A 26022-nucleotide genomic window follows, 5' to 3' on the forward strand; every position below is an offset into this window, starting at 1 on the left:
GGAGTGCCATGGGTACGGGGAAGCGCCGAGCACTGCTGAGTTCCGCCGCCGCGATGGTGACGTTGGTCGCCACGGCCGGCGCCGGCCTGCTGGTCGGGCCCGCCCCGGCCCGCGCCGCCGACACCGTACGCGGTCTCCAGTGGTATCTCGACCCGCTGAAGATCCCCCAGGCGCACAAGCTCGCCAAGGGTCGGGGTGTGGTGGTGGCGGTCGTCGACTCCGGCGTCTACGCCGCCCACCCCGACCTGCAGGGCCAGGTGCTGCCGGGCAAGGGGCTCAGCGCCGACGTGGCGGCCGACGGCCGGAGCGACCCGGACGGGCAGAAGGGCCACGGCACGGGGATGGCCGGCGTCATCGCGGGCCGCGGCGGTGGTGCGATGCACGAGCTGGGGATCGCCCCGGAGGCGAAGATCCTCCCGGTCGGCCTCGGCGCGGACGACCGCAACGCCGACATCGCCGCGGGCATCCGGTGGGCGGCGGACCACGGCGCGGACGTCATCAACGTGTCGCTGGTGAACGACTCCCGCAAGCGCGAGCTCGCCGAGGCGGTCCGGTACGCGCTGAGCAAGGACGCGGTCGTGGTGGCCGGGGCCGGCAACCTCGAGCAGGGCATGGTCGGGGTGCAGGCGCCCGCCAGCATCCCGGGCGTCGTCGCGGCCGGCGGCACCGGCCGCTCGGGTGGCCTGTGGAGCGGTTCGGCGACCGGCCCGGAGCTGGTGCTGGCCGCGCCCGGGGAGCGGATCATCGCCCCGGCCCCGCCGACGGTCTCGCCCAACGGCTACGTGGTCAACGACGGCACCAGCCTCTCCACCGCCATCATCTCCGGGGTGGCCGCCCTGGTCCGGTCGCGCTATCCGGACCTCGACGCGGCCAACGTGGTCAACCGCCTGATCCGGACCGCGCGGGACGAGGGGCCGTCGGGGCGGGACCCGCGATTCGGGTTCGGCGTCGTCGACCCGCTCGCGGCGCTGACCCGGGCGGTGCCCCCGGTCTCCGCCAACCCGCTGCTCGAGGCCGCGCCGCCGGAGCCGACCGCCAGCAGCAGCCGGGACGGCCGCGACGACGAGCCGATGGTCAGCTTCGGGCTGGCCAAGGGCGCGGGTCCGGCCGTTGCGACCGCGTTCTGCCTGCTGGTCGCGGCGGCCCTGGTCGTGCTGCTGGTCTGGCTCACCCGGCGCGGCGTGCGGCGCCGTGCGGCGTCCGGCCCGCACCCGCCGCTCGGCCCGCCGCCGGGTTACCGGCCGCCCGGCTTCGGCCCGCCGCCCGGGTACGCCCCGCCGCCCGGCCCGGGTCAGCCACCCGGCTACCCGCCGGCGGGCTCCGGTCCGCCGCCCGGACCCGGGCCGGTGTCGCCGCGCCCGTACCAGCCCCGGCCGGTGAGCCAGCCGACGGCGCCGCACCCGTACCCGCCGGCGACCGGGCCGGTTCCACCACCTACCGGCCCTGAACAGGGCTGACGCCTGGCACCACGAGCACCGTCAGGGGGAGGACAGGTATGAGCTGGGACAACATCCACAACGTCAGCGAGGACCCGGACCGGGTCGAGCAGCGGTTCGACGTCCCGATGCCGCTCAATCCGGGCATGCCGCTCGTAGGTGATCTGCGGGGCGTCAACTTCGACCGGGTCGGGGTCAACCAGGCGCAGACGCCGAGCAAGCTGGTCGCCGGCGACGGCGAGCGGGGCGTGGAGACCGAGTGGGACGCCGGCAGCCTCGACTCGGCCGTGACCTGGCTGGAGACCCACGCCAGCTACGTGCACCGGCTCTCCTACGACATGTCCACGATCAAGGACGAGCTCGCCCCGAACGAGTGGGCGGAGCCGGGTCACGGCGCGCTGGGCGGATTCCCGAACGCCCAGGAGCTCACCCGGAACCATGACGCCCTCTTCTCGTCCACCCAGCAGGGCCTGCGCACCCTCTCGGACGGGCTCTGGGCGGCCGCCGAGGCGCTGCGCGAGGTCAAGCGGAAGTACGAGGACGCGGAGCACGCCAACGCCATGTCGGCGCAGGAGATGCAGCAGGCGTTCAACGATGCCGCCAGCGGCGGCAACGGCTAGACGGGGGAGCGGGGAGATGGCCGACTGGGAGCAGATGGCCCGCGAGGTGCTCGTGGCGGGCCGGCCGGACAAGGTGCAGAGCGCCGCGCTCGGCTGGAAGGAGCTGCTCAAGAACATCGGGCAGGTCCAGGAGAGCCTTCAGCAGAACGTCAAGGACCTCGGCGTGGTCTGGAAGGGGCCGGCCTACGAGGCGTTCAAGTCGCACGTCGAGGCCCTGGCCAAGCAGGCCGGCGGCCTGGTCGACGCGGCCGAGAAGCCGGGCCGGGACCGGGTCAGCATCGTCACCAACCTGGAGACCGCCGCCCGCCAGCTCCAGGCGGCCCAGGACAGCATGCCCATCCCGTCCGCCTGCGTCGGGGACGTCCTGGCGGCCCGTAACGGCGAGGTCGTGATCGGCGCGGGTCTCTTCGAGACCCGGGTCAAGGCGGACCTGATGGGCAGCTGGCCGATGGAGAAGATCGGTGAGCTGGGCGACTGGGTGTCCGGCTGGTTCTCCGATCAGGAGGAGGACGCCCGCAAGGTCTACAACGGGGTCAACGGCGACTACCAGGACCGCGTCCTGGAGTCGCCGAGCGGCGGCCCGAGCGGCAGCGTCACCAGCCCTCGCCCGGACATCCCCAACCTGGGCACCGGCCCCGGCACCGGCGGTGGCGGCGGCGTGCCGGGGATCGGCGGGACGCCCTCGGCCGGCGGCCTGGGCGGCCCGTCGGCTTCGGCGGGCAAGATGCCCGACCTCGGCTCGGGCGGCCCGAGCGTCGGGTCGAGCGCGCACCCCGACCTCACCTCGGGCGGCGGCTACACTCCGTCGACCGGCACCGGCTACACCCCCTCCACCGGGTACCCGTCCACGGGCACCGGCGGCGACTACGGCACCGGGCTGGCCGGCGCCGGCACCGCGACCGCGCCGGGGCTCGGCTCCGGCTTCGGCTCGGGCGGCGGGCTGCCCGGCAGCACCGGCCTCGGCGGCAGCGCCGGTGGGCTCGGCGGTGGCGGGCTGGGCGGCGGCGGCATCGGCCGGGCGGTGAGCCCCGGCCTGCCGCCGATGATGGGCGGCGGCGGCATGGCCGGCGCCGGCGGTCGCGGCGCCGGTGGCCGCGCGGGTGCCGGAAAGCTGGGGGCGGGCGGCAAGCTCGGCCCGGGCGGCATGGCGCCCGGCATGGGCGGCGGCATGGCCGGGGGCGGTGGCCGGGGCGCGGCCCGGGGCGGCGCGGCCGGTGCCGCCGGCGGGGCGCGGGGCGCCGGTGCCCGGGGCGGCACGGCCGGCATGGGGCACGGAGGCGGCGCCGGGTACGGCGAGGAGGACAATTCCCGCAACACCTGGCTGGAGGAGGACGAGGACATCTGGGGCGCCGACAGCGGCGGCACGCCGGGCATCCTGCGCTGATCATCGACCGGCGCCGGCCACGGTGACGTGGGCGGCGCCGTCGCGCGTTCCGATGTCGACGGTCAGGCGTCGAGCGGCGTCGAGCGGCGTCCGGGTCGCCAGCCCCGCCGGCGGCCGCGGGCCAGGACGGGCCGGACCGCCAGCAGGACGCCCGCCAGGAGCGCGCCGGCCGCGGCCACCCAGACCGCCACGGTGCGCTGCCAGTCCAGCGGGTCGGCCGGCGGGGCCGGCTCCGCCAGCGCGCCGGGCGGCGGGTCCGTCCGGGTGCCCAGCAGGCTGGTCACCGCCCGGTACGGGTTCACCACCCCGTACCCGATCTCGGCGTTGTGCCCGTCGGGCGGGTTGTCGGCCGTCCGGGTCAGCCGGAAGGCGACGTCGGCCGGGGCGAGCTCCGGGTGGGCGGCGCGGACCAGCGCGGCCACCCCGGAGACGTACGCGGCGGCGAAGCTGGTGCCGCCCTGCGGTTCGGCGAGGTAGCCCGCTCCCTGCGGGGCGGGGCCGACGATGTCCAGTCCGGGCGCGGCGATGTCGACGTAGTCGCCGGCGACCGAGGTGCCGACGTGGCCGCCCTGCGCGTCGACTCCCGCCACGGCGATCACGCCGGGGTACGCGGCCGGGTACGCCGGCTGGTCCTGCTGGTTCTCCTGCCGGTTGCCGGCGGCGGCCACCACGACGACCCGCATGCGGAGCGCGTAGTCGATCGCGTCCTTCAACTCGGGCCGGTCCAGCGTCACGAGGGAGAGGTTGACCACGTCGGCGCCGTGGTCCACCGACCAGCGGATCGCCTCGGCGATCTCGGCGGGGAGCGCTTCGTCGGTGGTGCGCTCGGTGGAGGCCAGCACCCGTACCGGCAGGATCCGGGCCTCGGGCGCGATGCCGCTGTACGGTGCGCCGGTCCCTTCCTGGCCCGCGATGATGCCCGCCACGATGGTGCCGTGGCCGGCCAGGTCGCACTGCCCCCGGAGCTGGGCCAGGCCGTTGAAGTCACCACCCCCGAGCACCCGGCCCTTGAGCAGGGGGTGGGTGGGCGAGACGCCGGAGTCCACCACCGCCACGGTCACGCCCTCGCCCCGGGTGATCCGCCATGCCGACGACGGGTCGAGCCGGCGCAGTGCCCACGGGGCCTCGGTCGGGCCGGGGCCGCCGGGCCGGCCGCACTTCGGCGCTGCCGCCGCGGGCGGCGGGGCCACCAGCAGTGTGCCGAGCAGCGCCGCGACCGCTCCACAGAGGACGGACCGGGACCGGTGCCCGGTACGGGCGCGCAAGGTCGTCCCGTCCGGCCGCAAGCTGTCGCGCACGCGGTGAGATTACCGCCGTTGCGCCCGTCGCGCGGTCACGGGAGCGCCCGGGCCGACCGCGGCCCGCCCACCGCCCCGGTTCAGGATTCGGTGGCGGGCTCGGCGGTGAAGAGGGCGAGCAGGGCGCCGACCTGCTGGTCGGCCTCGGCCGGATGGCGGAAGTGGCCGCTCGGGTTGACCGTGTACTCGTTGCGCCGGCCCACCCGGGTGCGGCGCAGGTAGCCGCCCGCCTCGAGGTCGGCGACGATGGCCTGGGCGGCCCGCTCGGTAACCCCCACCTCGTCGGCGACGTCGCGCAGCCGGGCGGTGGGGTTGCGCGCGATGGCCAGCAGCACGTGCCCGTGGTTGGTGAGGAACGTCCAGTTCCGGCTGCTCCCGTTCTGGCCTGCTGTCGTCGCCATGTGCGTCATCGTATGGCCCCTCGTTCGGGTTTCCGACCCCTGCCCTCGCCCGGGCTGCCCCGGGCCGCCGCGGCCGTGGCGGCCGCACTCGGGCCGCCGTCAAGTCCCACTCAATGTATGAAATCTGTATCACGTAAAGCTTGACGTACCTTTGGCTGCGTGTGACGGTGGGTGCTGAGGCCGCCTCCGCCGCCGGCCCGGCTGACCAGGTCGTTTCGCGCGAGGACGAGGTGAGGGAATTGACCCCGACCACTCCGGAGCAGGCGCTCGCCGAACTGCACGCCGGGAACCGCCGGTTCGTCACCGGCGTTCCGCGCCACCCCAACCAGGACGCCGGCCACCGGGCGGCCGTCGCCGACGGGCAGCACCCCTTCGCGGTGGTCGTCGGCTGCTCCGACTCCCGCCTCGCCGCCGAGATCATCTTCGACCGCGGCCTGGGCGACCTCTTCGTGGTCCGGACCGCCGGCCACACGGCGGGCCCCGAGGTGCTCGGCAGCGTCGAGTACGCCGTGACGGTGCTCGGCACGCCGCTGGTGCTGGTGCTCGGGCACGACTCCTGCGGCGCGGTGCAGGCCGCCCGGGAGGCGGTCACCACCGGCAGGACCCCCGCCGGGCACCTCGGCGCGCTGGTCGACGCCGTGGTGCCGAGCCTGCGCCGGGCGGCGGCGGAGGGCGTCGAGGAGATCGACGGCATCGTCGACATCCACATCGCGCGGACCGTCGAGGCGCTGCTGGCCAACTCCTCCGTCCTGGCCGCTGAGGTGGCCGCCGGGCGGTGCGCGGTGGTCGGCATGTCGTACCAGCTCAGCGCGGGCGAGGTGCGGACGGTGGCGACGGTCCCGGCGGGTGCGGCGACCATGCCGCCCCCCGCGCAGGTCGAGCGCGCCGCGCCCACCGCCGTCGGCGGCTGACGCCCCCACGCAACGGCCGAGGGGCCGTCCCGCATCGGCGGGACGGCCCCTCGGCCGGGCACGTCGTCGATCAGAGCAGCGACATGTGCACGTGGTCGGTGTGGTTGGAAGGCCCGCTGTAGGACTTCCAGCCGGTCGCCGGGAACCAGATCTGCCGGTTCCAGATCACGTAGTAGATGCCGAGCCGGTCCGCGTTGCGGATCAGGAAGGCGGCGACGTTGTTGCCGTACATCCGGGTGTCGTTGTTGTGCCAGGGGGCGAACCCGCTGTTCTGCAGCGACCAGTCGCAGGCCTTGCCCTTCGGGTGCTCCCACGGCCCGCCCGGTCGGTAGCAGCCGGCGAACCGGTTGAAGCCGGCCCGCCTGACCTCCTTGTACGCGTGCAGCGTGCGCGGCGTGATGCAGCCGGACGTGGTGGGATCGTTCTCGCTGCACGACTCGGGCTTCCAGTCCCCGTCGGCGGTGCGGCCGGGACCGATCCGGGCGACCGGCGAGGTGGCCGAGACCAGGCCGCCGGTGAAGCCCTTCCCGCCGACCAGGGCGAGCGCCTTCTCCGCCTCGTTCTTCTCCCGGGCCATCGCGTTCGCCTGCTTCTGCTGCTCGCGCACCTCGGCGTCGAGCGCCAGCTTGGCCTGCTCGGCGCGGGTCTTGGCCGCGTTGACCGCGGCGAGCTTCTGCGCGTTGACCATGTTCAGCTCGTCGAGCGCGGCCGCCCGCCGGACGAACGAGTCCGGGGTGTTGCTCTCCAGCAGCATGGCCACCGCGCCGATCCGCCCGGTCCGGTACGACTGCGCCGCGATCTGGGTCACCTGCGGACGCAGGGCGTCCAGCTGGTTCTGCGCCGCGCGCACCTCCGTGCCCAGCTGGAGCTGGCGCTGCTTCGACTTCGCCAGCCGGCTCTTCGCCTGCACGTAGCCGCGGTTGGCGGCCTCGATGACATCGGTGATGAGCGGCTGCTCCTCGTCCTCCGCATGCCCCGAGGGGGTGGGGGGCGTCGTCGGCGCCGCGATCGCCGGGGTGGGGCCGGCGACGATGACGAACGCGGTGAGCACGGCCACCACGGGTATCAACCAGCGGCGCAGGGGTGCCGTCACAGTGTTCCCTTCCCTCGACCGCCGACCGGGTTAGCTGACGGGTTCGGGACGGAAGTGGCCCCTACCGCTGGCGCGGATACACCCCATGTACCTGGTTCCCCGGCTCGCCGTACGGCGATTGGGCGGTGGCACCGCAGGCGCCGCTGCGCGCCTTCGGCGGTGACCGGCAGCGAGGTTACCCGAGAGTCGTCCCGAGGATCTACGTCCGGAAGCCGACTAAAAGCGGTAATTCGACGGGCAGCTCCGTGACCAGCGTCGCGTTTGGCGCCGGCGGTCACGCTCCGGAGTGTCACCATGCGATGTCCGTGCTCCCGTGCGGTCCGGTCCCGCCGCCGGCGGCGCCCGGGGCGGCGCCGGTGCGTGGCGCGCTCAGCGCCGCCAGTGCGGCATCCGGCTCCGCGGGGGGACGGGACGCTGGCACGGCGGGCCCGCCGGCCCCGCCCTGACCGGCGGTGGTCACCAGGGCCGCCAAGCCGGTGGTGAGCGGTACGGCGGCGATCAGGCCGATCGTGGCGACCGCGCTCCGGACGATCTCCTGCGCCATGAACTCGCTGGTGAGGATCTCGCTCACCGCCCGCGAGTCGGCGACGAGCAGGAGCAGCAGGGGCAGCGAGGCGCCCGCGTACGCCAGCACGATGGTGTTGACCGTGGAGGCGATGTGCGCGCGGCCGACGCGGGTGGCCGCCCGGTAGAGCTGCAACCGGGACAGCCCCGGATTCGCGTGCGCCAGCTCGGTGACGGTGGCCGCCTGGGTGACCGTCACGTCGTCCAGCACGCCCAGCGAGCCGATGACGATCCCGGCCAGCAGCAGCCCGTGCAGGTCGACATCGTGCTGGAACATCGACAGGGTGGTGGCGTCCTCGCTGCCGAAGCCGGTCAGGTGGGTGGCCGCGGTGGCGAGCGTGCCGAGGACGCCGGTCAGCACCAGGCTGCCGAGAGTGCCGAGGACCGCCACCGAGGTCTGCGCGGTGATCCCGTGCGTCAGGTACAGCACCACGAACATGATCAGCGCCGAGCCGACGATCGCCACCAGCAGCGGCGGCTGGCCGCCGCCGATCCCCGGCAGCACGAAGCCCAGCAGGATGGCGAAGCTCGCGGCCAGCCCGCCCAGCGCGGCCAGCCCCCGCCAGCGGCCGAACGCGACGATGGCGACGGCGAAGAGCGCCGCCAGCCAGATCAGCGGCGTGGCCCGCTGGTGCTCGGCGATGTTGTAGCTCTTCGTCGCGGGATCGGCCGGATCCACCAGCTCCACCAGGATGATCCGGTCGCCGACCTCGACCGTTGGCGCGCCGGGGCCGGCGGGGATGGGCGTCTCCACCTGGCGGCCGGCGTCCGGGCCCTGCTCGACCGCGACGCCGACCGTCCCGCAGGGCCCGGCCGAGCCGCCCGGGACGCCCTCCGGCACCTCCGCCGCCGGCGGGCACGGCACGGTCACCACCCGGGTCACCGTGCCGTGGTACCGGGGCACGTCCGCGGCCCGCTCCGGTGCCGGGGTGTCCCGCGGCCAGAGCACCAGCGCGGCGAGCACGGTGAGGACGAAGAGCGGGACCACCGTGGCGACGAGGATCCGTCGTACCCGCGGCGGGGCGGACGGGGCGGGACGGGTGTGGTCGGCGCCCATGGTGAGTCTCCCAACGATTCTCAGGCGAGGTACGTGTCACCGGGCCGGTCGGTTCACCGGCCGGGTGAGGCGTCCGCCGGTGCGGCAGTCGCCGGGGCCGTCGCTGGGAATGCTAGTCAGGCCGGCCCGCGGTCCCGCCGGGCGGCGGGGCGCGCGGCCGGGCCCGTGGATCCGGGCGGTTCCTCCCGATCGGTACGACCCGGGAGGCTAACGTGGTCGTCGTGCGGACGGAGGCGGCGGTGACGACCGGGCGGTGGGTCCGGCTCCTGCTGCTGCTCAGCACGCTGGTCGGGCTGGCCACCATGCACACCCTGGGCCACGGCGCGCACGCCTCGGGCGGGCACCGGGCGGGTCATCCGACGCAGCCCGCCGGGCACCATCTCGCCCTTCCGGCGGTTCTCGCCGAGCCGGCCGCGACCGTCGGCGCAGCGGTCGGCGCGGTCGCCGACTGCCCGGGTGCCGGCTGCCACGCCCGCGCGCTCCCGCTGACCGGTCCCGGCGCGGACCGGTCCGGGTGGAGCGTCTGCCTGGCCGTGCTCGGCGCGTTCGCCGTGGCGCTGCTCGTCGCCGTGCTGCTGCGGGCCGGGCCGTGGACCGTCGGACGGGCCGCCCGCGGGTCGCGGCGACCCGCCTGCGGACCGCGGGCCCCGCCGCCCCGACCGTGGGGACTGCGCCTGGCGACGGTGTCGGTGCTGCGCAGATAGGAGGCCCGACGCGGGTGACCGTCCGGTGACCCGCGTCCCGCTGTCCGCTGCGTACGTTCCGACACCGAAAGGTCTTTCCCGTGTCCACTCGTATCATCGCGCGTCGTGCCGCCCTGGCCGGCGCGACGGCCCTCGCCGCGCTCGCCCTGGCCGCCTGCGGCGACGCCGACCACTCGACGTCCGGCTCCGGCCACGGCATGCCGGGCATGGGCGGCACCGGCACGCCCGCCCCGGCGGCCTCCGCGTCCTTCGGCGACGCGGATGTGATGTTCGCCCGGATGATGGTCCCGCACCACGAGCAGGCGGTGCGGATGGCCGAACTCGCCGACAGCCGGGCCACCGACCCGGAGGTGAAGAAGCTGGCCGGGCAGATCAAGGCAGCCCAGGCGCCGGAGATCGCCACCATGACCGGCTGGCTCGCCGCGTGGGGCGTGCCCGGCCCGTCCGCGAGCGCGGGGCACGGCACGGGCATGCCGGGGATGGATCACGGCATGCCCGGCATGATGTCCGAGGCCGACCTGGCGAAGCTCGCGACGGCCTCCGGGGTCGACTTCGACCGGCAGTTCCTGACCATGATGATCGCCCACCACGAGGGCGCCGTCACCATGGCGCAGGAGGAGATCGCGAGCGGCGCCAACCCGGACGCCAGGGCCCTCGCCCAGCGGATCGTCACCGCCCAGCGGAGCGAGATCGACACCATGAAAAAGGTCCTCGACCGGCTCTGAGCCGCACCTGCCGGGTGCCTGGTCCGCCGCGCGGCCCGGGCATCCGGTGGGGTCGGCCGGAGCGGGGTCGTCGGGGGCGGGCCGGCCGGCTCAGGTCAGGCCGGCGCGACGACGGCGGTACTCCTCCTCGTCGATCTCGCCGCGGGCGTACCGCTCGTCGAGGATGCGCCGGGCCGAGGAGGGCGTGGTCCAGCCCAGTTGACCGCCGGTCAGCCGCACCGTCAACCAGACCAGGACCAGCAGGACTGCCAGCCCCAGCAGCGACCAGATCCACATCCAGCCCATCATCGGGCCGTTCCACATCATGGCTGCCCTCCCGCGGTGCCGAGGGTCGGCCGGTCCGGTGCGCCGAGGGCGCCGGTACCGGTCGCCACCTCGACCCTACGGCGAACCGGGTGCGGCGGAACCGGGTCGGGAGACCCGGCGTACGGGTCGGAGGTCCCGGGTCAGCCGCGCTTCATCAGCCGGCCGACGGCGGCCATCATCTCGCTGGCCATCTCGTCGGCCCGTCCCTCGGCGGCACCCTCGTGCATGCAGTGCCGGGCGTGCCCATCGAGCAGGCCGAGCGCCACCTTGTCGAGGGCGGCCTGGATGGCGGAGATCTGGGTGAGCACGTCGATGCAGTACCGGTCGTCGTCGACCATCTTCTCGATGCCGCGGACCTGGCCCTCGATGCGGCGGAGCCGCGCGAGGAGCTGGTCCTTGCTGGCGGTGTAGCCCCGGGTCGGGGTCGTCGGTGCGGTCATGACGTCCAGGATAGCGTACCCCTCGGGGGTATGGTACGGTCCTGATCAGTTGCTGATACCCCAAGGGGGTACCGGTAATTGGGATAGCATGGGAACGGCGGAAGGGGAGTTGCGATGGTCACCACCACCTACCAGGTCCAGGGCATGACCTGCGGGCACTGCGTCAGCTCGGTCGGCGCCGAGGTCGGCGCGATCCCGGGCGTCAGCGACGTCCAGGTGGACCTGGCCTCCGGCCGGGTCACCGTCACCAGCGAGAGCCCGTTGGACACGGACACCGTCCACGCCGCCGTGGACGAGGCCGGTTACGACCTCGTCGGGGCGTGACGGGTCCGCGGACCTGGAGAACCGAGGTATCACGATGAACACAGCGACGAAGCTGAGCGGCTTCGCCCTCGGCCTCGCGGCGGTGTTCGGCGCGGCGTACGGCGTCGGCCAGGTGGCCGGCCCCGACACCCCCGCCGTCGCGACCCGCCACGACGCCACCGACGCCGGTCACGCCGACGGCGACCACCCGACCGGCGCCGCCACCACCAGCCACCTGCCCGGCGGACTGCTCGTCTCCGACCGTGGCTACACGATGCAACCGGTGACCGCACCGGCCGGCGAGTTCGCCTTCCGGATCACCGGCCCGGACGGCGCGCCGGTCACCCGCTACGACGTGGCGCACGACAAGCGCATGCACCTGATCGTCGCCCGCCGGGACCTCTCCGGCTTCCGGCACGTCCACCCGGAGTTGGCTGCCGACGGCACCTGGCGGGTCGCTTCGCCGCTCGCCGGCCCCGGCGCCTGGCGGGCGTTCGCCGACTTCACGCCGACCGGCGGGGAGCCGCTGACCCTCGGAGTCGACGTCACCGTGCCCGGCGCGCTGGCGGCCCGGCCGCTGCCCGCGCCGGCGACCAGCACCACCGTCGACGGGTACACGGTCACCCTCGCCGGCGCTCCGCAGCCCGGCCGCACCGCCGAGCTGACCCTGACCGTCAGCCGGGACGGGCAGCCGGTCACCGACCTCCAGCCCTACCTCGGGGCGTACGGGCACCTGGTCGCGCTGCGGCAGGGCGACCTGGCGTACCTGCACGTGCACCCGGACGGCGCACCCGGCGACGGGCGCACCGCGGCGGGGCCGGCGGTGACCTTCTACGCCGAGGTGCCCTCGGCCGGCAGCTACCGCCTCTACCTGGACTTCCGGCACGGCGACGCGGTGCACACCGCCGAGTTCACCGTGGTGGCCGGCGACCCGGGCGTCCCGGCGACCACGGCCGCGCCGGCCGCCACGACCACGCCGACCGCCGACGCCGGCCACGGCGCCCCCGGTCACGGGCACAATTGACAGGAGGTGCCGCGATGACATCGACCGCCAAGTCCCTGCCGGTCGCCCCGAACCTGATCGAACTCGCGATCGGCGGCATGACCTGCGCGTCCTGTGCCGCCCGGATCGAGAAGAAGCTCAACCGGATGGACGGCGTCGAGGCCACGGTCAACTACGCCACCGAGAAGGCCACCGTTCGGTACCCCGACGAGGTCTCCCCGGCCGACCTGATCGCCACCGTGGAGAAGACCGGATACACCGCCGTCATACCGCCGCCGTCGAGGCCGGCCGGGGCGGAGACCGCCGCCGAGCCGGTGGACGAGCTGCGCGGACTGCGTACCCGGCTGTGGGTGTCGGTGGCCCTGGCCGTGCCGGTGATCCTGCTGGCCATGGTCCCGGCCTGGCAGTTCGACTACTGGCAGTGGCTCTCGCTGACCCTGGCCGCCCCGGTCGTGGTCTACGGCGGGCTGCCGTTCCACCGGGCCGCCTGGATCAACCTGCGGCACGGCGCGGCGACCATGGACACCCTGGTGTCGCTCGGCACCCTGGCCGCGTTCGGCTGGTCGCTCTGGGCGCTCTTCCTCGGCGACGCCGGCATGCCCGGGATGACCCACCCGTTCCGCTTCGACATCACCCGCACCGACGGCGCCGGCAACATCTACCTGGAGGCGGCGGCCGGGGTCACCGTCTTCATCCTCGCCGGCCGCTACTTCGAGGCCCGCTCGAAGCGGACCGCCGGCGCCGCGCTGCGCGCCCTGCTGGAGCTGGGCGCCAAGGACGTGGCGGTGCTCCGGGGCGGCCAGGAGGTCCGCGTCCCGGTCGACCAGCTCGCGGTGGGGGACCGGTTCGTGGTCCGGCCCGGCGAGAAGGTCGCCACCGACGGCGTCGTCGAGGAGGGCTCCTCCGCGGTCGACGCCAGCATGCTCACCGGCGAGTCGGTGCCGGTCGAGGTGCGGCCGGGCGACACCGTGGTCGGCGCGACGGTCAACGCGGGCGGCCGGCTGGTCGTCCGGGCCACCCGGGTCGGCGGGGACACCCAGCTCGCCCAGATGGCGAAGCTGGTCGAGGCGGCGCAGACCGGCAAGGCGGCGGTGCAGCGGCTCGCCGACCGGATCTCCGGGGTCTTCGTGCCGATCGTGATCGCTCTCGCCGTCGGCACGCTGGGCTGGTGGCTCGGTACCGGCGCCGGGACGACCGCCGCCTTCACCGCGGCGGTGGCCGTGCTGATCATCGCCTGCCCGTGCGCCCTCGGCCTGGCGACGCCGACCGCGCTGCTGGTCGGCACCGGGCGGGGCGCCCAGCTCGGCATCCTGATCAAGGGTCCGGAGGTGCTGGAGTCGACCCGACAGGTCGACACCGTGGTGCTGGACAAGACCGGCACCGTCACCACCGGGAGGATGACCCTGGTCGACGTGCTCCCCGCCGCCGGTCAGGACGCCGACGAGCTGCTCCGGCTGGCCGGCGCGCTGGAGGCCGCCAGCGAGCACCCGATCGCCCGGGCCGTCGCCGCCGGCGCCGTCGACGCGGGCGCCCTGCCGGCGGTGACCGGGTTCGCCAACGTCGAGGGGCTCGGCGTGACCGGGTCGGTCGACGGCCGCGAGCTGGTGGTCGGGCGGCTCCGGCTGCTGCGGGAGCGGGGTCTGGACGTACCGGAGGAGGTCATGCGGACGGTGACCGAGGCGGAGGCCGCCGGACGGACGGCGGTCCTCGCCGGCTGGGACGGCCGGGCCCGTGGGGTCCTCGCGGTGGCCGACGTGGTCAAGCCGACCAGTCGGACGGCGGTCGCCCGGCTGCGCGGGCTGGGGCTCACCCCGGTGCTGCTGACCGGCGACAACGCCACCGTCGCGAAGGCGGTGGCCGCCGAGGTCGGCGTCGACGAGGTGATCGCCGAGGTGCTGCCGGCGGACAAGGTGGACGTGGTGCGGCGGCTCCAGGCCGAGGGGCGGACGGTGGCGATGGTCGGTGACGGGGTCAACGACGCCGCCGCGCTCGCCCAGGCCGACCTGGGGCTGGCCATGGGCACCGGCACCGACGTGGCGATCGAGGCGTCCGACCTGACCCTGGTCCGCGGCGACCTGACGGCCGCCGTGGACGCGATCCAGCTTTCCCGGCGGACCCTCGGCATCATCAAGGGCAACCTGTTCTGGGCCTTCGCCTACAACGTGGCCGCCCTGCCCCTCGCCGCCGCAGGCCTGCTCAACCCGATGATCGCCGGGGCGGCGATGGCCTTCTCGTCGGTCTTCGTGGTGGCCAACAGCCTGCGGCTGCGCCGGTTCCGGCCGGTCGGCTGACGTCAGCGCCGGCGGGCCCACCTGCTCACCGTCGGTGAGCACCGCCGGTGACGGAGGGTTGAGCAACCGGACGCGGGGGTACATCGGGGGCGTAGCGAAAACCGCTGAGTGGAGGTTCGCATGGGTATCGACGACAAGATCGACAACGCGTCCGAGAACACCGCGGGCAAGGTCAAGGAAGGCCTCGGTCGGGCCACCGACGACGAGCGCCTCGAGGCCGAGGGTCGCAACGACCAGGCCAGCGCCAACCTCAAGCAGGCCGGCGAGAAGATCAAGGACGCCTTCAAGAGCTGACGTACGGCTTTCGCACGCCGGGCCGGCAACCGCCGGCCCGGCGTGCTGCGCGCCCGGCCCGACGTCCCGGCCGGGGCGCGTCCTGCCGAGGCGTCGCCGCGTTGGCAGGATGGTTTGTCGCCGCTCGATCTGATCGGGGCGCGGGCGGCAGCACGACAGTGAGCCCCGGTTGACCGAGGACCGTCCGTGGGACGGCCACCGACCGTACGGGGAGAACCATGACCGGTACCACCGCGATCCGTACCGCCGCCCTGGTGACGCTGACCACGCTCGCCGCGGCCTGCCAGTCCACCGGGGAGGAGAGCGCGGCCCCGGCCGGCGCCACGGCCCCCGCGCCCAGCGCCTCCGCCGTGGCCACCGCGACCCCCGCCGCCACCGCCGCGCCCTCCCCGGCGACGGCGGCGAACACCGCGGCGGTGTGCGCCAGCGTCGACAAGCTGATCATCGCCGGCAGCCGGGAGATCGCCGACGACTCCGCGGCGGCGTCCCGCCGCGAGCTCACCCCGGAGCAGGTGAACGCGGAGCTCAAGGCCAACCTCGCCGACCTGGCCGACGACGTGCGCGGCCAGGCCGCCCGGGCGCGGGACCCCGAGATCAAGGCCCTGATCACCGACACCGCCGACCGGATCGACGCCGGTGCCAGGTCGGCCGCGCCGGCGAAGTGGCTCACCTCGACCTTCGTCGGCATCCCGCGGCGCCTCACCGAGGAGTGCCGCGCCTGACCTTCCGTCCACTCTGGCCGGGGGCAGCACCCCGCCGACCCCTTGCGCCGGCCCGGCCGGCGCATACCGTCGTCCATATCGGAATGTCGACTCCCGCCCACCGGCGGTCATCGCGGTTCGCGTCCGGGACCTAGGATGCGAGGTGACCCCGACCACGGAGGGAGCCGCGCCATGGCAGACCCGATCGATCCGTCCGGTCTCGGCCGCCTGCTGTCCGAGACGATGTCCGCGCTCGGTCAGTTCGGCGGTGGCCCGCAGGACGACGTGGTGCCGCCCGAGGGCGTGGGAGAAGCCGCCGACGGCATGGTCCGGGCGGCCGTGGCGCCGCCCGGTCGGGTCACCGCGCTCGCCCTCGACCCCCGGGTCATGCGAATGGCGAGCGAGTCGCTCGCCGAGGAGATCACCCGGGCGGTCAACGGGGCGCTCGCCGACCTCCAGGAGAAGGCGGCCGGCGCGGTGCCGGGGCAGGTCGACCTCGGTGGGCTCGGCGACCAGCTGCGGCGGATCCAGGAGGACGCCGGCCGGCAGCTCACCAAGTTCACCGACTCCCTGATCGAGGCCCAGGATCGGCTCGCCCGCCAGGGCGGGAAGTGATGGCGCTCCAGATCGACCCGGAGGGGCTGAGCGGCTCGGGGCGGGCGCTGGAGGGCGTCGCCACCCGTTTCACCGAGGCGCTGGCGGCGTTCCGCGCGGAGCTGGAGAGCTTCGGCCGGCCCTGGGGGTCGGACGATATCGGCTCGCTGATCGGCGCGGCCCACGACGAGGTGTCCGCCTTCGCCTTCGACTGCTTCGACAGCGCGTTGCAGGAGATCGCCGCCGCCGGCACCGACCTCACCGGCATGGCCACCCGGTACGCGCAGGTCGAGGCCGCCATCACGAAAGGCTTCGACGGCCTCCAGCAGGGCCTGGGAGGCTGAGCGGTGGGCCTCGAACTTCCCGGCGAGCTGCGCTCGCTGCTGGGCGTCCTCGGCTACACCTGGCCCGAGGCGGACGAGACCCGGCTCTTCGAGATGGGGAACGCCTGGATCGGCTTCTCCGGCACTCTCGCCGGGGTGGTCGCCGAGGCGGACACCGGCGCGAGCGCGGTCTGGACCACCCACGCCGGGCAGGACGTCAGCGCCTTCCAGGCCTGGTGGACCAAGGAGGACAGCCCCGCCGACAGCCTCCGGGACGGCGTGACCGCCGCCGTGCTCACCGGCACCGGCCTGATCATCTGCGGCGCGATCGTCCTCGCGCTGAAGATCGCGGTGATCGTGCAACTGGTGGTCCTCGCCATCCAGATCGCCCAGGCGGTCGCCACGGCCGCGGTCACCTTCGGCGCATCGTTGCTGGAGATCCCGGTCTTCCAGCAACTCGCCCGGACCATCGTCGGAAACCTCATCCAAGAGGTCATCTGGAAGCTGATCGACGGGTGACCGGGGATGAGCGGAGGTAAGGCCGGCGGGCGGTTGATGCGGGCCGCGCTGCGCTTCCTGAAGAAGACCAAGGGGCGCAACCGGCCGGGCCGGATGAAGCCGCACTTCGTCGACCATGTCTTCGGCGGGCATGTCCGACCCGGCCTCACCAAGGGCTCCGGCTATCACTATCGACCCGGCGGTCAGGACTTTCCCGGCCGCAGAATCAGGCCCGGCACGGTCAACCGGCACCCGACGAACGGAGCGTACGAGGCGGAACCCGAGTTCTTCGACCCGACCCGCAATCCGCCGCACGGTGAGTGGAAGCCCAAGGCCGGCAACGGCGGGGTCAGCACCTTCTTCCCGGACGACTGGACCCCCGCGCAGGTGGACAATGCCATCAGCGGGGCCTTCCAGAATGCCGTCCGACAGCCGGACGGGACCTGGATCGGCACGTACCGAGAGGTGACCATCCAGGGCTTCTACGATGGCCCCGACGGCTTCACGCACGGGTGGCCCGTCCTCTGATCCTCGGAAGGCTTGCCTTGACCTTCATCACCTTCTCCCTCAACCAGTTCAACCTTCCGGCGTACCAGGTGAAGGACGCTCGGTACACAACCCTCGGGGTCTGGCTGATCACCGACATCTCGCGCCAGTTCCTGGTCTGCCTCGACGGCCTGGCCATGATCGATGATGTCGCGGCTGGGCGGGCGCCGTTCGAGGAGTGGAGCAGTGACAAGTTCGAGGTGGAGTTCACCCAGCAGGGCGTCTTGCTGCAGAACCAGTGGCTCGAGCACCAGCGTGGCGAATACACGGTCGACGAGGTCCGGGACGCCCTGGAGAGCTACTGGCGCTACCTGGTGAGCCTGCCGGAGCGGGAGCTGATCCGTGAGTACCGTCCCGACCTTCCGGAATGGCAGGCGGCCCTGCTGCGGTGGGAGGAGAAGTGGGGCCTCACCCACCCGTACCGGGGTCGGCTGTTCTGATCAGCGCAACACCCGGTACGTGACGTGGGTGACGGTCGACGCGGCGACCACCCGCACCGGCTCCACCAGACCTGGTCACGTTTCCCATGTCCGGTCGACCCGTCGGCGGATGAACTCATCGGTCGGCGGCCAGCCGGGTGGCCCGTACCTCCAGGTAACGCCGCTCCGGCAGGCTGGTGGTGCCCCGGGCGGCGGCCCGGTACGCCGCCCGCGCCGACGCCCGCTCGCCGGCCAGCTCCAGCAGGTGGGCGCGGACGGCGGCGAGGCGGTGGTGCCCGGCCGTCCGCTCGTCGGCGTCCAGCGGCGCCAGCAGGGCGAGCCCGGCGCGCGGGCCGTCCACCATGGCCACCGCGGCGGCCTGGTTGAGGGTGACCATCGGGTTCGGCGCGATCCGCGCGAGCAGCCGGTAGAGCGCGACGATCTGCCGCCAGTCGGTCTCCGCCGCCGACGGCGCCTCGGCATGCACCGCGGCGATCGCCGCCTGCACCTGGTACGGCCCGGGCGGCGACCAGGTCAGCGCCTCGGTGACCAGGTCGACCCCCTCCTCGATCGCGGCCCGGTCCCAGCGGCTGCGGTCCTGCTCGGCCAGCGGGACCAGCTCACCCGCCGGCCCGGTCCGGGCGGCCCGGTGCGCGTCGGTGAGCAGCATCAGCGCCAACAGCCCGGTGACCTCGCCGTCGTCGGGGAGCAACCGCCGCAGCTCCCGGGTCAGCCGAATCGCCTCCCCGGTCAGCTCCGCCCGGTGCAGGTCGGGCCCGCTGGAGGCGGTGTAGCCCTCGTTGAAGATCAGGTAGAGCACGTGCAGCACGGCGCGCAGCCGCTCGTCGCGATCGGCGGCCGAGGGCAGGACGAAGCGGGCCCCGGTCGCCTCGATCCGCTGCTTGGCCCGGCGGATCCGCTGACTCATGGTCGCCTCCGGCACCAGGTAGGCCCGGGCGATCTGCGCGGTGGTCAGGCCGCCGACCGCGCGCAGCGTCAACGCCACCTGCGCCGGGACGGTGAGCGCCGGATGGCAGCAGAGGAAGAGCAGCTTCAGCGTGTCGTCCCCGGTCGGCGACTCCTCGTCGGCGGGCGGCGCGACCGCCGCGTACCCGGGCTCGCGGAGCGCCACCGCCACCTCGCGGTCCCGGCGGGCCCGCTCGCTGCGCCACTCGTCGGTGAGCCGGCGGGTCGCCACGGTGACCAGCCAGGAGCGGGGGTGCTCGGGCAGGCCCTGCGCGGGCCACTGCACGGCGGCGGCGAGCAGCGATTCCTGCACGGCGTCCTCGCAGGCGTAGAACTGGCCGTGCCGCCGGACGAGGACGGCGAGGACCTGCGGCGCCAGGGTGCGCAGCAGATCCCCGACGGCGTCGGCAGCGGTCACATCTCCGTCCCGGCCTCGTCCATCACCGGCCGCACCTCCAGCACCCCGACGCCCCGCCGGACGTCCGGCCAGCTCGCGGCGATCTCGGCGGCCCGCTCCGGGCTCTCGCAATCGACCATCAGGTAGCCGGCGAACTGCTCCTTGCTCTCCATGAACGGGCCGTCGGTGATCTCCGCGCGGCCGCCGACGGACCGGACCGTCCGGGTCTGCGACGGGTCGGCGAGCGCCTGGCCGCCGACCAGCTCACCCGACTCGGTCAGCTCCTTCATGATCACGTCGACCTCGCCGAAGATGGCGTTCCGCTCCTGCTCGGAGAGCTCCTCCAGAAAGCCGGGACGGTTCCAGATCAGCAGCATGTACTTCACGGTGCACTCCTCGGGTACGGGCCACAGGTGTGGGCGCCTCTCGGTGAGGGGTCGGAGCCGAGGCGCCGTACCCGACATCCTCGCCCGAGGAAATTCCGGAAGGGGTCAGCGCCGCCCGCGTACCGCCCGGCGGGCCGGTGCGCCGGCGTCGAGCGAGGCCCGGTCGGCGGCCGACGTCCCGGAGGACCAGCCCTCGGCGTCCCGCACCTGGAGGCGGTGCCGGGTGACCCCGGGGAAGAGGGTGTCCAGCCGTTCCCGGACGGCGTCCGAGCGGGCCGCGAGGACCGGAAGCAGGCGGCCGTCGCCCCGCTCCTCGACCGCTTCCCGGTTGGCCGACTCGGTGGCCGCCCGCAGCCGCTCGCCGATCCGCAGCGCGAACGCGTTGAGGAACGACTCGTCGTAGCCCTTGGTGCGCCGGCTGCCGGTCTTCGTCCGCCGCTCGCCCCGGCCGCGCAGCATCGCGGCGGTGGCCTGCACCAGCAGCGAGGTGTGCAGCAGCTCGACCGCCGCCAGGTCCGCCGGGAAGCCGAGCACGGTGGCGAAGCCGAGGTCGTCGGACCAGACCGACTCGCACCGGTTGGCCGCCGCCACCTCCTGCACCAGCAGCGCCTTCGCCGCCGCGTACGGGGCCTCGGTGCTCAGCCGTATCCCACCCGGCTGGTCCGGCCGTTCGGCGGTCGCGTCGAGCAGGGCGGCGTCGATGCTGTGCCGGGCCATCAGCTCCTGGGCCTTGCCGGTCAGCGCCTCCGCCTCGGCCGGGAAGGTGGTCGACTCGGCCTTGGCCAGCAGCGCGCGTACCCGGTCCAGCATCCGCGACCCGGAGACCGGAGCGGACACCCGTGGGGTGGCGGCCGCTCTACCCGGCGGTGGGCGGAGCAGCGCGATCGGGGGAAGTCCCTCGACCAGGCCGAGCGCGTCGACCGCGTCGCGGAGCGCGGTGATCCGGTCCACGCCCGCCCGGGCCGCCCACCGGTTCAGCCAGTCGACCTCGGTGTCCCACCCGGCGTCGAGCTCGGCCACCTGCTCGTCGAACCACTGCGGGACGGCCCCGGGCAGCCCGGCGCGCTGGGCGGCGACCGCCGCCCGGACCAGCCGGGCGGCGTTCGGGTCGAGCCGCCGGGCGGCGATCCGGTCCAGGTCGACCGGCTGCCAGCCACGCGGCCAGAGCCGGCCGACGCCGCGGCGTAGCCGGGCGAGGAGCGCCGCGTCCACCGCGGGGCCGTCGCCGACCACCAGCCGGTCCAGGGCGCGTTCCGCCTCGCGTACGTCGGTGCCGCGCGCCGCCACGAGGGCGGCAGCGACCAGGTTGTCGGCGTCCGGCACGGGTTGACCCCTTCTCCACGGTCGCTCCGGTGCGGCCGACCACGGGTGGCGAGGTGCGCACCCGCCCCGAACGGTACCGGCGCCCGGGGTGCCGCGACCCGTGAGCGACCTCACCATCGACCGTCGGCGGGGGATTCTCCCGCCGACGGTCAACCGACCGGGCCCGTCGTCCGTACTCCTGGGCGGACCAGGGGCGGCGACGGACGGAGATCGATGTGGGCGGGCGTACCACGCGGGACGGCGGCCTGCACCGGCGACGTCGGGCGTCCCGCGCCGGCTCGGTGACCCTGCTGGCGCTGGTGGTGGCGGTCGGACTGGCCGCCGGTGGCGCGTACGCCGCCCGGCGTGGCGGCCCCAACCTGCTGGCCACGGCCGGCGCCCGGCCCGCCACCGGCCCCGCCCCGGCGCGCCCGGCGGCGTCGGCGCCCGCGCCGGAGGTGCCGGCGGGCCGGATCGCCCCGCCACGGGAGCCGACCGTCAGTTACCCGCCCCGGGGCACCGGGAGCTTCCGCACCGCCACCGTCCTCGGCGCGGTGGCGGGCCGGAGCGGCCGGCTGCTCCGCTACCGGGTCGCGGTCGAGGAGGGCATCGACGAGGTGGACGTGGAGCGCTTCGGCCGGGAGGTCGCGGTGATCCTCGCCGATCCGCGGGGCTGGACCGGCGGCGGCGAGTGGCGGCTCCAGCGCGTCGGCCCGGACACCCCGGCCGACTTCACCGTGCTGCTGGCCACCCCGGTGACCCGGGGGGAGCTCTGCGCGGACCCGTCCGACCGCTACACCTCCTGCCGCAACGGCGACCGGGTGGTGGTCAACGTCGCCCGGTGGGCCCGCGGCGTCCCGCACTTCGACGATCTGGGCAGCTACCGGCAGTACCTGCTCAACCACGAGGTCGGCCACCGCCTGGGCCGGGGCCACGAGCTGTGCCCACGGGCCGGCGGGCCGGCGCCGGTGATGGAGCAGCAGACGCTCGGCCTGCACGGCTGCACGCCGAACGCCTGGCCCCGGGTGGACGACGCCCTGCACACCGGCCCGACCGGCCAGTACGACGACCTGATCCCCGCCGAGGACTGACGGGGTCGCCAAGCGGTCGATCCGCCCCCGGCCGGCGCCGTGTGGCCGGCGGTGGTGAGATGGACCGCGGACAGGCGGCGCACGGCAGGGGCCCAGGGCCCCGGGGAGGGGACGGCGGATGAGTCGGGTCGTGGTCACCGGAGGCAGCGGAAAGCTCGGCCGAGCGGTCGTGGACGAGCTGCTCGCCCACTCGTACGACGTGGTGAACCTGGACCTGATCGCGCCGGCCGAGCCGCGCTGCCCGTTCACCCGGATCGACCTGACCGACCAGGGTCAGGTGCTGGAGGCGTTCACCGGCATCGACGAGCGCTACTCCGGGGTGGACGCGGTGGTGCACCTGGCCGCCATCCCGGGGCCGGGCGTCGCCGGGAACGCGGTGACCTTCCGCAACAACATCACCGCCAGCTACCACGTCTTCTCCGCCGCCCGGGCGGTCGGCATCACCAACGTGGTCTGGGCGTCCAGCGAGACGCTGCTCGGCCTGCCGTTCGGGACCCCGCCGCCGTACCTGCCGGTGGACGAGGAGTACCCGGCCCGGCCGGAGACGTCGTACGCGCTGGCGAAGCACCTGGAGGAGCAGCTGGTCGCCCAGTTCTGCCGCTGGGAGCCCCGGCTCAAGGCGATCGGGCTGCGCTTCTCCAACGTGATGGAGCCGGCCGACTACGCCGCCTTCCCCGGGTACGACGCCGATCCGTCGCTGCGCTCGTGGAACCTCTGGGGCTACATCGACGCCCGGGACGGGGCGCAGGCGGTCCGCCGGGCGCTGGAGCACGACGCGACCGGGATGGACGTCTTCATCATCGCCAACGCCGACACGGTGATGAGCCGCCCCACCGCCGAGCTGGCCGGGGAGGTCTTCCCGGGGGTTCCGGTGCGCCGGGAGTTGACCGGCAACGAGACGCTGCTCTCGATCGACAAGGCCCGGCGGGTGCTCGGCTACGAGCCGCAGCACGGCTGGCGCTGAGGAGGAGGTCCGCGTGGAGTACGTGAAGTTCGGGGCGACCGGCCTGGACGTGTCCCGGCTCTGCCTGGGCTGCATGAGCTACGGCGACCCCGCCCGCGGCCCGCACCCGTGGTCGCTGCCGGAGGAGGAGAGCCGGCCGTTCATCCGGCAGGCCGTGGAGCTGGGGGTCAACTTCTTCGACACCGCCAACGTCTACTCCGACGGCACCAGCGAGGAGATCGTCGGCCGGGCATTGAAGGACTTCGCCCGCCGCGACGAGGTGGTCATCGCGACGAAGGTGCACGGCCGGATGGGTCCGGGACCGAACCGGGGCGGGTTGTCCCGCAAGCACATCATGAGCGAGATCGACGCGAGCCTGCGCCGGCTCGGCACCGACTACGTGGACCTCTACCAGATCCACCGGCTGGACCCGGGCACGCCGATCGAGGAGACCCTGGAGGCGCTGCACGACCTGGTCCGCGCCGGCAAGGTCCGCTACCTCGGCGCCTCCTCGATGTACGCCTGGCAGTTCGCCAGGGCGCTCTGGGCCGCGGAGCGGCACGGCTGGACCCGCTTCGTCTCCATGCAGAACCACTACAACCTGCTCTACCGCGAGGAGGAGCGGGAGATGCTGCCGCTCTGCGTGGACCAGGGGATCGCGGTGATCCCGTGGAGCCCGCTGGCCCGGGGGCGGCTGACCCGGGACTGGGGGGAGCGCACCGCGCGGGCGGAGACCGACGAGTTCGGCCGGGGGCTCTACGCGGGTACCGAGGAGCCGGACCGGCGGGTCGTCGAGGCGGTGGCCCGGATCGCCGAGGCGCGGGGCGTACCGCGGGCGCAGGTGGCGCTGGCCTGGGTGGCGCGCAACCCGGCGGTGACCGCGCCGATCGTCGGCGCGACGAAGCCGCAGCACCTGACCGACGCGGTGGCCGCGCTGGAGCTGGAGCTGACCGACGAGGAGGTGGCGGCGCTGGAGGCGCCGTACGTCCCGCACCCGGTGGCGGGCTTCTAACCGGCCGTCGAGCCGGGCGCGGCCCGGGCCGGCCCGCCCCTCAGCGGGGGAAGGAGGCCCAGATGTTCTTGGTGTCGTCCGTCGCGTACCAGCCGACGGCGAGGGAGACCGACTGCGCCAGCAGCAGCCCGCGTCCGCCCGAGTCGAGCGGGTGGGTGTCGGCCAGCTCGGGCACGCTGGCCAGGTCGTGGTCGGCCACGTCGAGGATGAAGCAGTCGTCGGCGGCGAGCAGCGTGACGATGGTCGGCGGGACGCCGTGCCGCAGCGCGTTGCTCGCCAGCTCGGTGGCGACCAGCACGACCAGGCCGGGCACCTCGTCGAGCTCCTCCCCCTGGGCCAGCCCGTAGCGGGTCAGCGCCGCGCGCAGCGACGCCCTCAGCTCGCGCAGCTCCGCGGCCGTGCCGAGGTCCCACCTCTCGAGTTCGGTGGCCCGCGGCGGCGGCGGCGACGTGCGCAACTGTCCCATGATCCCGCTTTACCCTGCGTAGCCGTCCGGTAAGCGGGCGGCCGCGGACGGGTCGCGCCCGGGGGGGCTTGACGACCGACTCCCCGCTCTGTAATTTACGAGTCAGTTAATTAACGACATCGTTAAACAGTGGGAGTGGTCGGGATGGGCAAGGTCATCGCGGTGGAGTACGTGACGCTCGACGGCGTCTTCGAGGAGCCGCAGTGGAGCTTCCCGTACTTCAACGAAGAGCTGCAGCAGTGGCAGTGGGAGAACCTCCAGGAGGCCGACGCCCTGCTGCTGGGCCGCAAGACGTACGAGGGCTTCAAGGCGGCCTGGCCGAAGATGGACGAGGGCTACTTCGGCGAGCGGATGAACCGCATCCCCAAGCACGTCGCCACCACCACCCTCACCGAGCCGGAGTGGGGGGGCGAGCTTCCTGCGGGGGGACGTGGCCGAGGCGGTCGCCGCGCTCAGGGCCGAGCCCGGCACGCTGCTCATCAACGGCAGCGCCGAGCTGCTCAACCACCTCACCGCGCACCGGCTGGTCGACGAGTACCGGATCATGGTCTACCCGGTCGTCATCGGCGCCGGGCGCCGGCTCTGGGCCGATGGCACCACCGCCGACCTGAAGCTGACCCGCTCGCACATCACCACCAGCGGGGTCGCCGTCCTCACCTACGTCCCGGCGTGAGCCCGGCCGGTCAGCGCCGGAGCAGTGCGAAGACGCCCCAGCCCAGGTACTCCCGCTGGCAGCGGACGTGGCGGAGCGGGTCCTCGGTCAGCTCCCGCCGCAGCTCCCCGGCGAGTTCGTCGTCCGGGTTGTCGTCCAGCCAGCGGCGCAGGTTGAGCCAGTGCGCGGCGGCGTACCGGTCCCAGCTGTCCTGGTCGGCGAGGACCATCTCCACCAGGTCCCAGCCGCACTCCTGGAAGAGCCCGACCAGGCCGGGCAGGTCCCGGAACTGCTCCCTCGACTCCGCGTGGCACGCGGTCACGGTCTCCCGGTCCGGTGGGTCGAGCCGCCAGTACGGTTCCCCGACGAGCAGCATCCGGCCGGGGCGCAGGCTGCGCGCCAGGATCCCGATCGTGCCGGGGACACCCCCGCCGATCCAGGTGGCGCCGACGCAGGCGGCCAGGTCGACCGGCTCCTCGGGTACGAACGTCGCGGCGTCGCCGTGCACGAAGCGGACCCGGTCGGCGACGCCCAGCGCCGCGGCCCGGTCCCGGGCCGCGGCGGTGAAGGCCGTGCTGATGTCCACCCCCGTGCCGACGACGCCGTGGTCGCGCGCCCAGGTGCAGAGCAGCTCGCCCTTGCCGCTGCACAGGTCGAGGATCGACGTGCCCGACCGCAGCTTGAGGGCCCGCCCGAGGGTGGCCAGCTTGCCGGCGTCGAAGGGGTTGAGGATGCGGAGGTCGCCCTCGCGGATGACGAAACTACGTGGCAGGTCCATGTCGGTGACTCCGGTGGGTCGATGTCGGTGTGTGGCGGGGCGGACGCTGGTCGGCTCGGATCAGCACGCTCGGCACCGGCACGAAAACACCCTCTTCGACCCATCGGAGTGACGTGCG

General features: G+C 74.3%; 31 protein-coding genes and 1 riboswitch. Of the genes, 20 read left to right on the plus strand and 11 right to left on the minus strand.

The window, feature by feature from the left end:
* Positions 1-8 precede the first annotated feature (8 nt).
* From EV384_RS36685 to EV384_RS06820, 3 genes are read left to right on the plus strand one after another with little or no spacing between them, the layout of a single operon-like run.
* Entirely contained in the window at positions 9-1457 is a 1449-nt protein-coding gene (locus EV384_RS36685) for a S8 family serine peptidase (protein ID WP_130331149.1), read from the plus strand.
* Positions 1458-1495: 38 nt separating this feature from the next.
* Entirely contained in the window at positions 1496-2056 is a 561-nt protein-coding gene (locus tag EV384_RS06815) for a hypothetical protein (RefSeq protein WP_130331151.1), read from the plus strand.
* Between the two features lie 16 nt (positions 2057-2072).
* Entirely contained in the window at positions 2073-3440 is a 1368-nt protein-coding gene (locus EV384_RS06820; RefSeq protein ID WP_130331153.1) for a WXG100 family type VII secretion target, read from the plus strand.
* A 62-nt stretch (positions 3441-3502) separates the two neighbouring features.
* Here EV384_RS06820 and mycP read toward each other — a convergent pair whose 3' ends face one another.
* Complete coding sequence (mycP, locus tag EV384_RS06825; protein ID WP_242623963.1) at positions 3503-4738, minus strand: type VII secretion-associated serine protease mycosin; 1236 nt, start codon at positions 4736-4738, stop codon at positions 3503-3505.
* An 80-nt stretch (positions 4739-4818) separates the two neighbouring features.
* Positions 4819-5148 (minus strand): helix-turn-helix transcriptional regulator, encoded by a 330-nt coding sequence (locus tag EV384_RS06830; protein WP_130331155.1) that lies wholly within the window; start codon positions 5146-5148, stop codon positions 4819-4821.
* A gap of 230 nt (positions 5149-5378) precedes the next feature.
* Between EV384_RS06830 and EV384_RS06835 the strand changes: the two genes are divergently transcribed.
* Entirely contained in the window at positions 5379-6050 is a 672-nt protein-coding gene (locus tag EV384_RS06835) for a carbonic anhydrase (RefSeq protein ID WP_130331156.1), read from the plus strand.
* Between the two features lie 70 nt (positions 6051-6120).
* Here the strand turns inward: EV384_RS06835 and EV384_RS06840 are convergent, their stop codons facing one another.
* Together EV384_RS06840 and EV384_RS06845 are read right to left on the minus strand one after the other, a co-directional pair.
* Complete coding sequence (locus EV384_RS06840) at positions 6121-7143, minus strand: coiled-coil domain-containing protein (protein WP_130331157.1); 1023 nt, start codon at positions 7141-7143, stop codon at positions 6121-6123.
* A 4-nt stretch (positions 7144-7147) separates the two neighbouring features.
* Positions 7148-7278: riboswitch (cyclic di-AMP (ydaO/yuaA leader) on the minus strand.
* A 154-nt stretch (positions 7279-7432) separates the two neighbouring features.
* Positions 7433-8764, minus strand: a complete 1332-nt coding sequence (locus EV384_RS06845; RefSeq protein ID WP_130331158.1) for a YibE/F family protein — start codon at positions 8762-8764, stop codon at positions 7433-7435.
* Positions 8765-8985: 221 nt separating this feature from the next.
* Here EV384_RS06845 and EV384_RS06850 point away from each other — a divergent pair, with 221 nt between their 5' ends.
* Positions 8986-9468: a hypothetical protein gene (locus EV384_RS06850; RefSeq protein WP_130331160.1), complete on the plus strand. Its 483-nt coding sequence runs from the start codon at positions 8986-8988 to the stop codon at positions 9466-9468.
* A gap of 80 nt (positions 9469-9548) precedes the next feature.
* Positions 9549-10193: a DUF305 domain-containing protein gene (locus EV384_RS06855; protein ID WP_242623964.1), complete on the plus strand. Its 645-nt coding sequence runs from the start codon at positions 9549-9551 to the stop codon at positions 10191-10193.
* Positions 10194-10283: 90 nt separating this feature from the next.
* Here the strand turns inward: EV384_RS06855 and EV384_RS06860 are convergent, their stop codons facing one another.
* Both EV384_RS06860 and EV384_RS06865 read right to left on the minus strand, forming a co-directional pair.
* Entirely contained in the window at positions 10284-10499 is a 216-nt protein-coding gene (locus EV384_RS06860) for an SHOCT domain-containing protein (RefSeq protein WP_130331162.1), read from the minus strand.
* A 140-nt stretch (positions 10500-10639) separates the two neighbouring features.
* Positions 10640-10939, minus strand: a complete 300-nt coding sequence (locus EV384_RS06865; protein ID WP_130331164.1) for a metal-sensitive transcriptional regulator — start codon at positions 10937-10939, stop codon at positions 10640-10642.
* 114 nt (positions 10940-11053) lie between these two features.
* On the opposite strand from EV384_RS06865, the gene EV384_RS06870 reads away from it, so the two are divergent.
* The 10 genes from EV384_RS06870 (at position 11054) to EV384_RS06915 (ending at position 17932) form a co-directional block, all read left to right on the plus strand.
* A complete protein-coding gene (locus tag EV384_RS06870; protein ID WP_130331166.1) occupies positions 11054-11263 on the plus strand; it encodes a heavy-metal-associated domain-containing protein in 210 nt (69 codons plus the stop codon).
* 34 nt (positions 11264-11297) lie between these two features.
* Positions 11298-12266 carry a hypothetical protein gene (locus EV384_RS06875; RefSeq protein WP_130331168.1) on the plus strand — a complete coding sequence of 323 codons (969 nt, stop codon included), beginning with the start codon at positions 11298-11300 and terminating at the stop codon, positions 12264-12266.
* A gap of 14 nt (positions 12267-12280) precedes the next feature.
* Positions 12281-14536 (plus strand): heavy metal translocating P-type ATPase, encoded by a 2256-nt coding sequence (locus EV384_RS06880; protein ID WP_130331170.1) that lies wholly within the window; start codon positions 12281-12283, stop codon positions 14534-14536.
* A 120-nt stretch (positions 14537-14656) separates the two neighbouring features.
* Positions 14657-14830, plus strand: a complete 174-nt coding sequence (locus tag EV384_RS06885; protein WP_130331172.1) for a CsbD family protein — start codon at positions 14657-14659, stop codon at positions 14828-14830.
* Positions 14831-15048: 218 nt separating this feature from the next.
* A complete protein-coding gene (locus tag EV384_RS06890) occupies positions 15049-15552 on the plus strand; it encodes a hypothetical protein (protein WP_130331174.1) in 504 nt (167 codons plus the stop codon).
* A 171-nt stretch (positions 15553-15723) separates the two neighbouring features.
* Positions 15724-16146, plus strand: a complete 423-nt coding sequence (locus EV384_RS06895) for a YbaB/EbfC family nucleoid-associated protein (RefSeq protein WP_130331176.1) — start codon at positions 15724-15726, stop codon at positions 16144-16146.
* Positions 16146-16469 (plus strand): hypothetical protein, encoded by a 324-nt coding sequence (locus tag EV384_RS06900; RefSeq protein WP_130331178.1) that lies wholly within the window; start codon positions 16146-16148, stop codon positions 16467-16469. Before EV384_RS06895 ends, EV384_RS06900 begins: the two co-directional genes overlap by 1 nt.
* A gap of 3 nt (positions 16470-16472) precedes the next feature.
* Positions 16473-16967 carry a WXG100-like domain-containing protein gene (locus EV384_RS06905; RefSeq protein ID WP_130331180.1) on the plus strand — a complete coding sequence of 165 codons (495 nt, stop codon included), beginning with the start codon at positions 16473-16475 and terminating at the stop codon, positions 16965-16967.
* Positions 16968-16973: 6 nt separating this feature from the next.
* Positions 16974-17474, plus strand: a complete 501-nt coding sequence (locus EV384_RS06910) for an EndoU domain-containing protein (protein WP_242623965.1) — start codon at positions 16974-16976, stop codon at positions 17472-17474.
* Between the two features lie 17 nt (positions 17475-17491).
* The gene (locus tag EV384_RS06915) at positions 17492-17932 is read left to right on the plus strand and encodes a hypothetical protein (protein WP_130331182.1); all 441 of its coding nucleotides are present in this window, start codon (positions 17492-17494) and stop codon (positions 17930-17932) included.
* Positions 17933-18047: 115 nt separating this feature from the next.
* On the opposite strand, the gene EV384_RS06920 is transcribed toward EV384_RS06915, so the two are convergent.
* From EV384_RS06920 to EV384_RS06930, 3 genes are all read right to left on the minus strand, one after another.
* Entirely contained in the window at positions 18048-19295 is a 1248-nt protein-coding gene (locus EV384_RS06920; RefSeq protein ID WP_130331184.1) for an RNA polymerase sigma factor, read from the minus strand.
* The gene (locus EV384_RS06925) at positions 19292-19651 is read right to left on the minus strand and encodes a YciI family protein (RefSeq protein ID WP_242624442.1); all 360 of its coding nucleotides are present in this window, start codon (positions 19649-19651) and stop codon (positions 19292-19294) included. The genes EV384_RS06920 and EV384_RS06925 overlap by 4 nt, the downstream gene beginning before the upstream one ends.
* A 114-nt stretch (positions 19652-19765) precedes the next feature.
* Complete coding sequence (locus tag EV384_RS06930; protein ID WP_130331188.1) at positions 19766-20983, minus strand: DUF2786 domain-containing protein; 1218 nt, start codon at positions 20981-20983, stop codon at positions 19766-19768.
* 215 nt (positions 20984-21198) lie between these two features.
* Here EV384_RS06930 and EV384_RS06935 point away from each other — a divergent pair, with 215 nt between their 5' ends.
* The 3 genes from EV384_RS06935 to EV384_RS06945 all read left to right on the plus strand — a co-directional run bounded on the left by EV384_RS06935 (position 21199) and on the right by EV384_RS06945 (position 24008).
* Positions 21199-22053, plus strand: a complete 855-nt coding sequence (locus EV384_RS06935) for a DUF3152 domain-containing protein (protein ID WP_242623966.1) — start codon at positions 21199-21201, stop codon at positions 22051-22053.
* A gap of 118 nt (positions 22054-22171) precedes the next feature.
* Positions 22172-23017 carry an NAD-dependent epimerase/dehydratase family protein gene (locus EV384_RS06940; protein WP_130331190.1) on the plus strand — a complete coding sequence of 282 codons (846 nt, stop codon included), beginning with the start codon at positions 22172-22174 and terminating at the stop codon, positions 23015-23017.
* A gap of 13 nt (positions 23018-23030) precedes the next feature.
* Positions 23031-24008: an aldo/keto reductase gene (locus EV384_RS06945; RefSeq protein WP_130331192.1), complete on the plus strand. Its 978-nt coding sequence runs from the start codon at positions 23031-23033 to the stop codon at positions 24006-24008.
* Between the two features lie 40 nt (positions 24009-24048).
* Here EV384_RS06945 and EV384_RS06950 read toward each other — a convergent pair whose 3' ends face one another.
* The gene (locus EV384_RS06950) at positions 24049-24474 is read right to left on the minus strand and encodes an ATP-binding protein (RefSeq protein ID WP_130331194.1); all 426 of its coding nucleotides are present in this window, start codon (positions 24472-24474) and stop codon (positions 24049-24051) included.
* Between the two features lie 430 nt (positions 24475-24904).
* Between EV384_RS06950 and EV384_RS35840 the strand changes: the two genes are divergently transcribed.
* Positions 24905-25147, plus strand: a complete 243-nt coding sequence (locus EV384_RS35840; protein ID WP_242623967.1) for a dihydrofolate reductase family protein — start codon at positions 24905-24907, stop codon at positions 25145-25147.
* 10 nt (positions 25148-25157) lie between these two features.
* Here EV384_RS35840 and EV384_RS06960 read toward each other — a convergent pair whose 3' ends face one another.
* Positions 25158-25904 (minus strand): SAM-dependent methyltransferase, encoded by a 747-nt coding sequence (locus EV384_RS06960; protein WP_130331196.1) that lies wholly within the window; start codon positions 25902-25904, stop codon positions 25158-25160.
* Between the last annotated feature and the right edge of the window lie 118 nt (positions 25905-26022).

Source organism: Micromonospora kangleipakensis, assembly GCF_004217615.1.
GTDB classification, from domain to species: Bacteria; Actinomycetota; Actinomycetes; order Mycobacteriales; family Micromonosporaceae; genus Micromonospora; species Micromonospora kangleipakensis.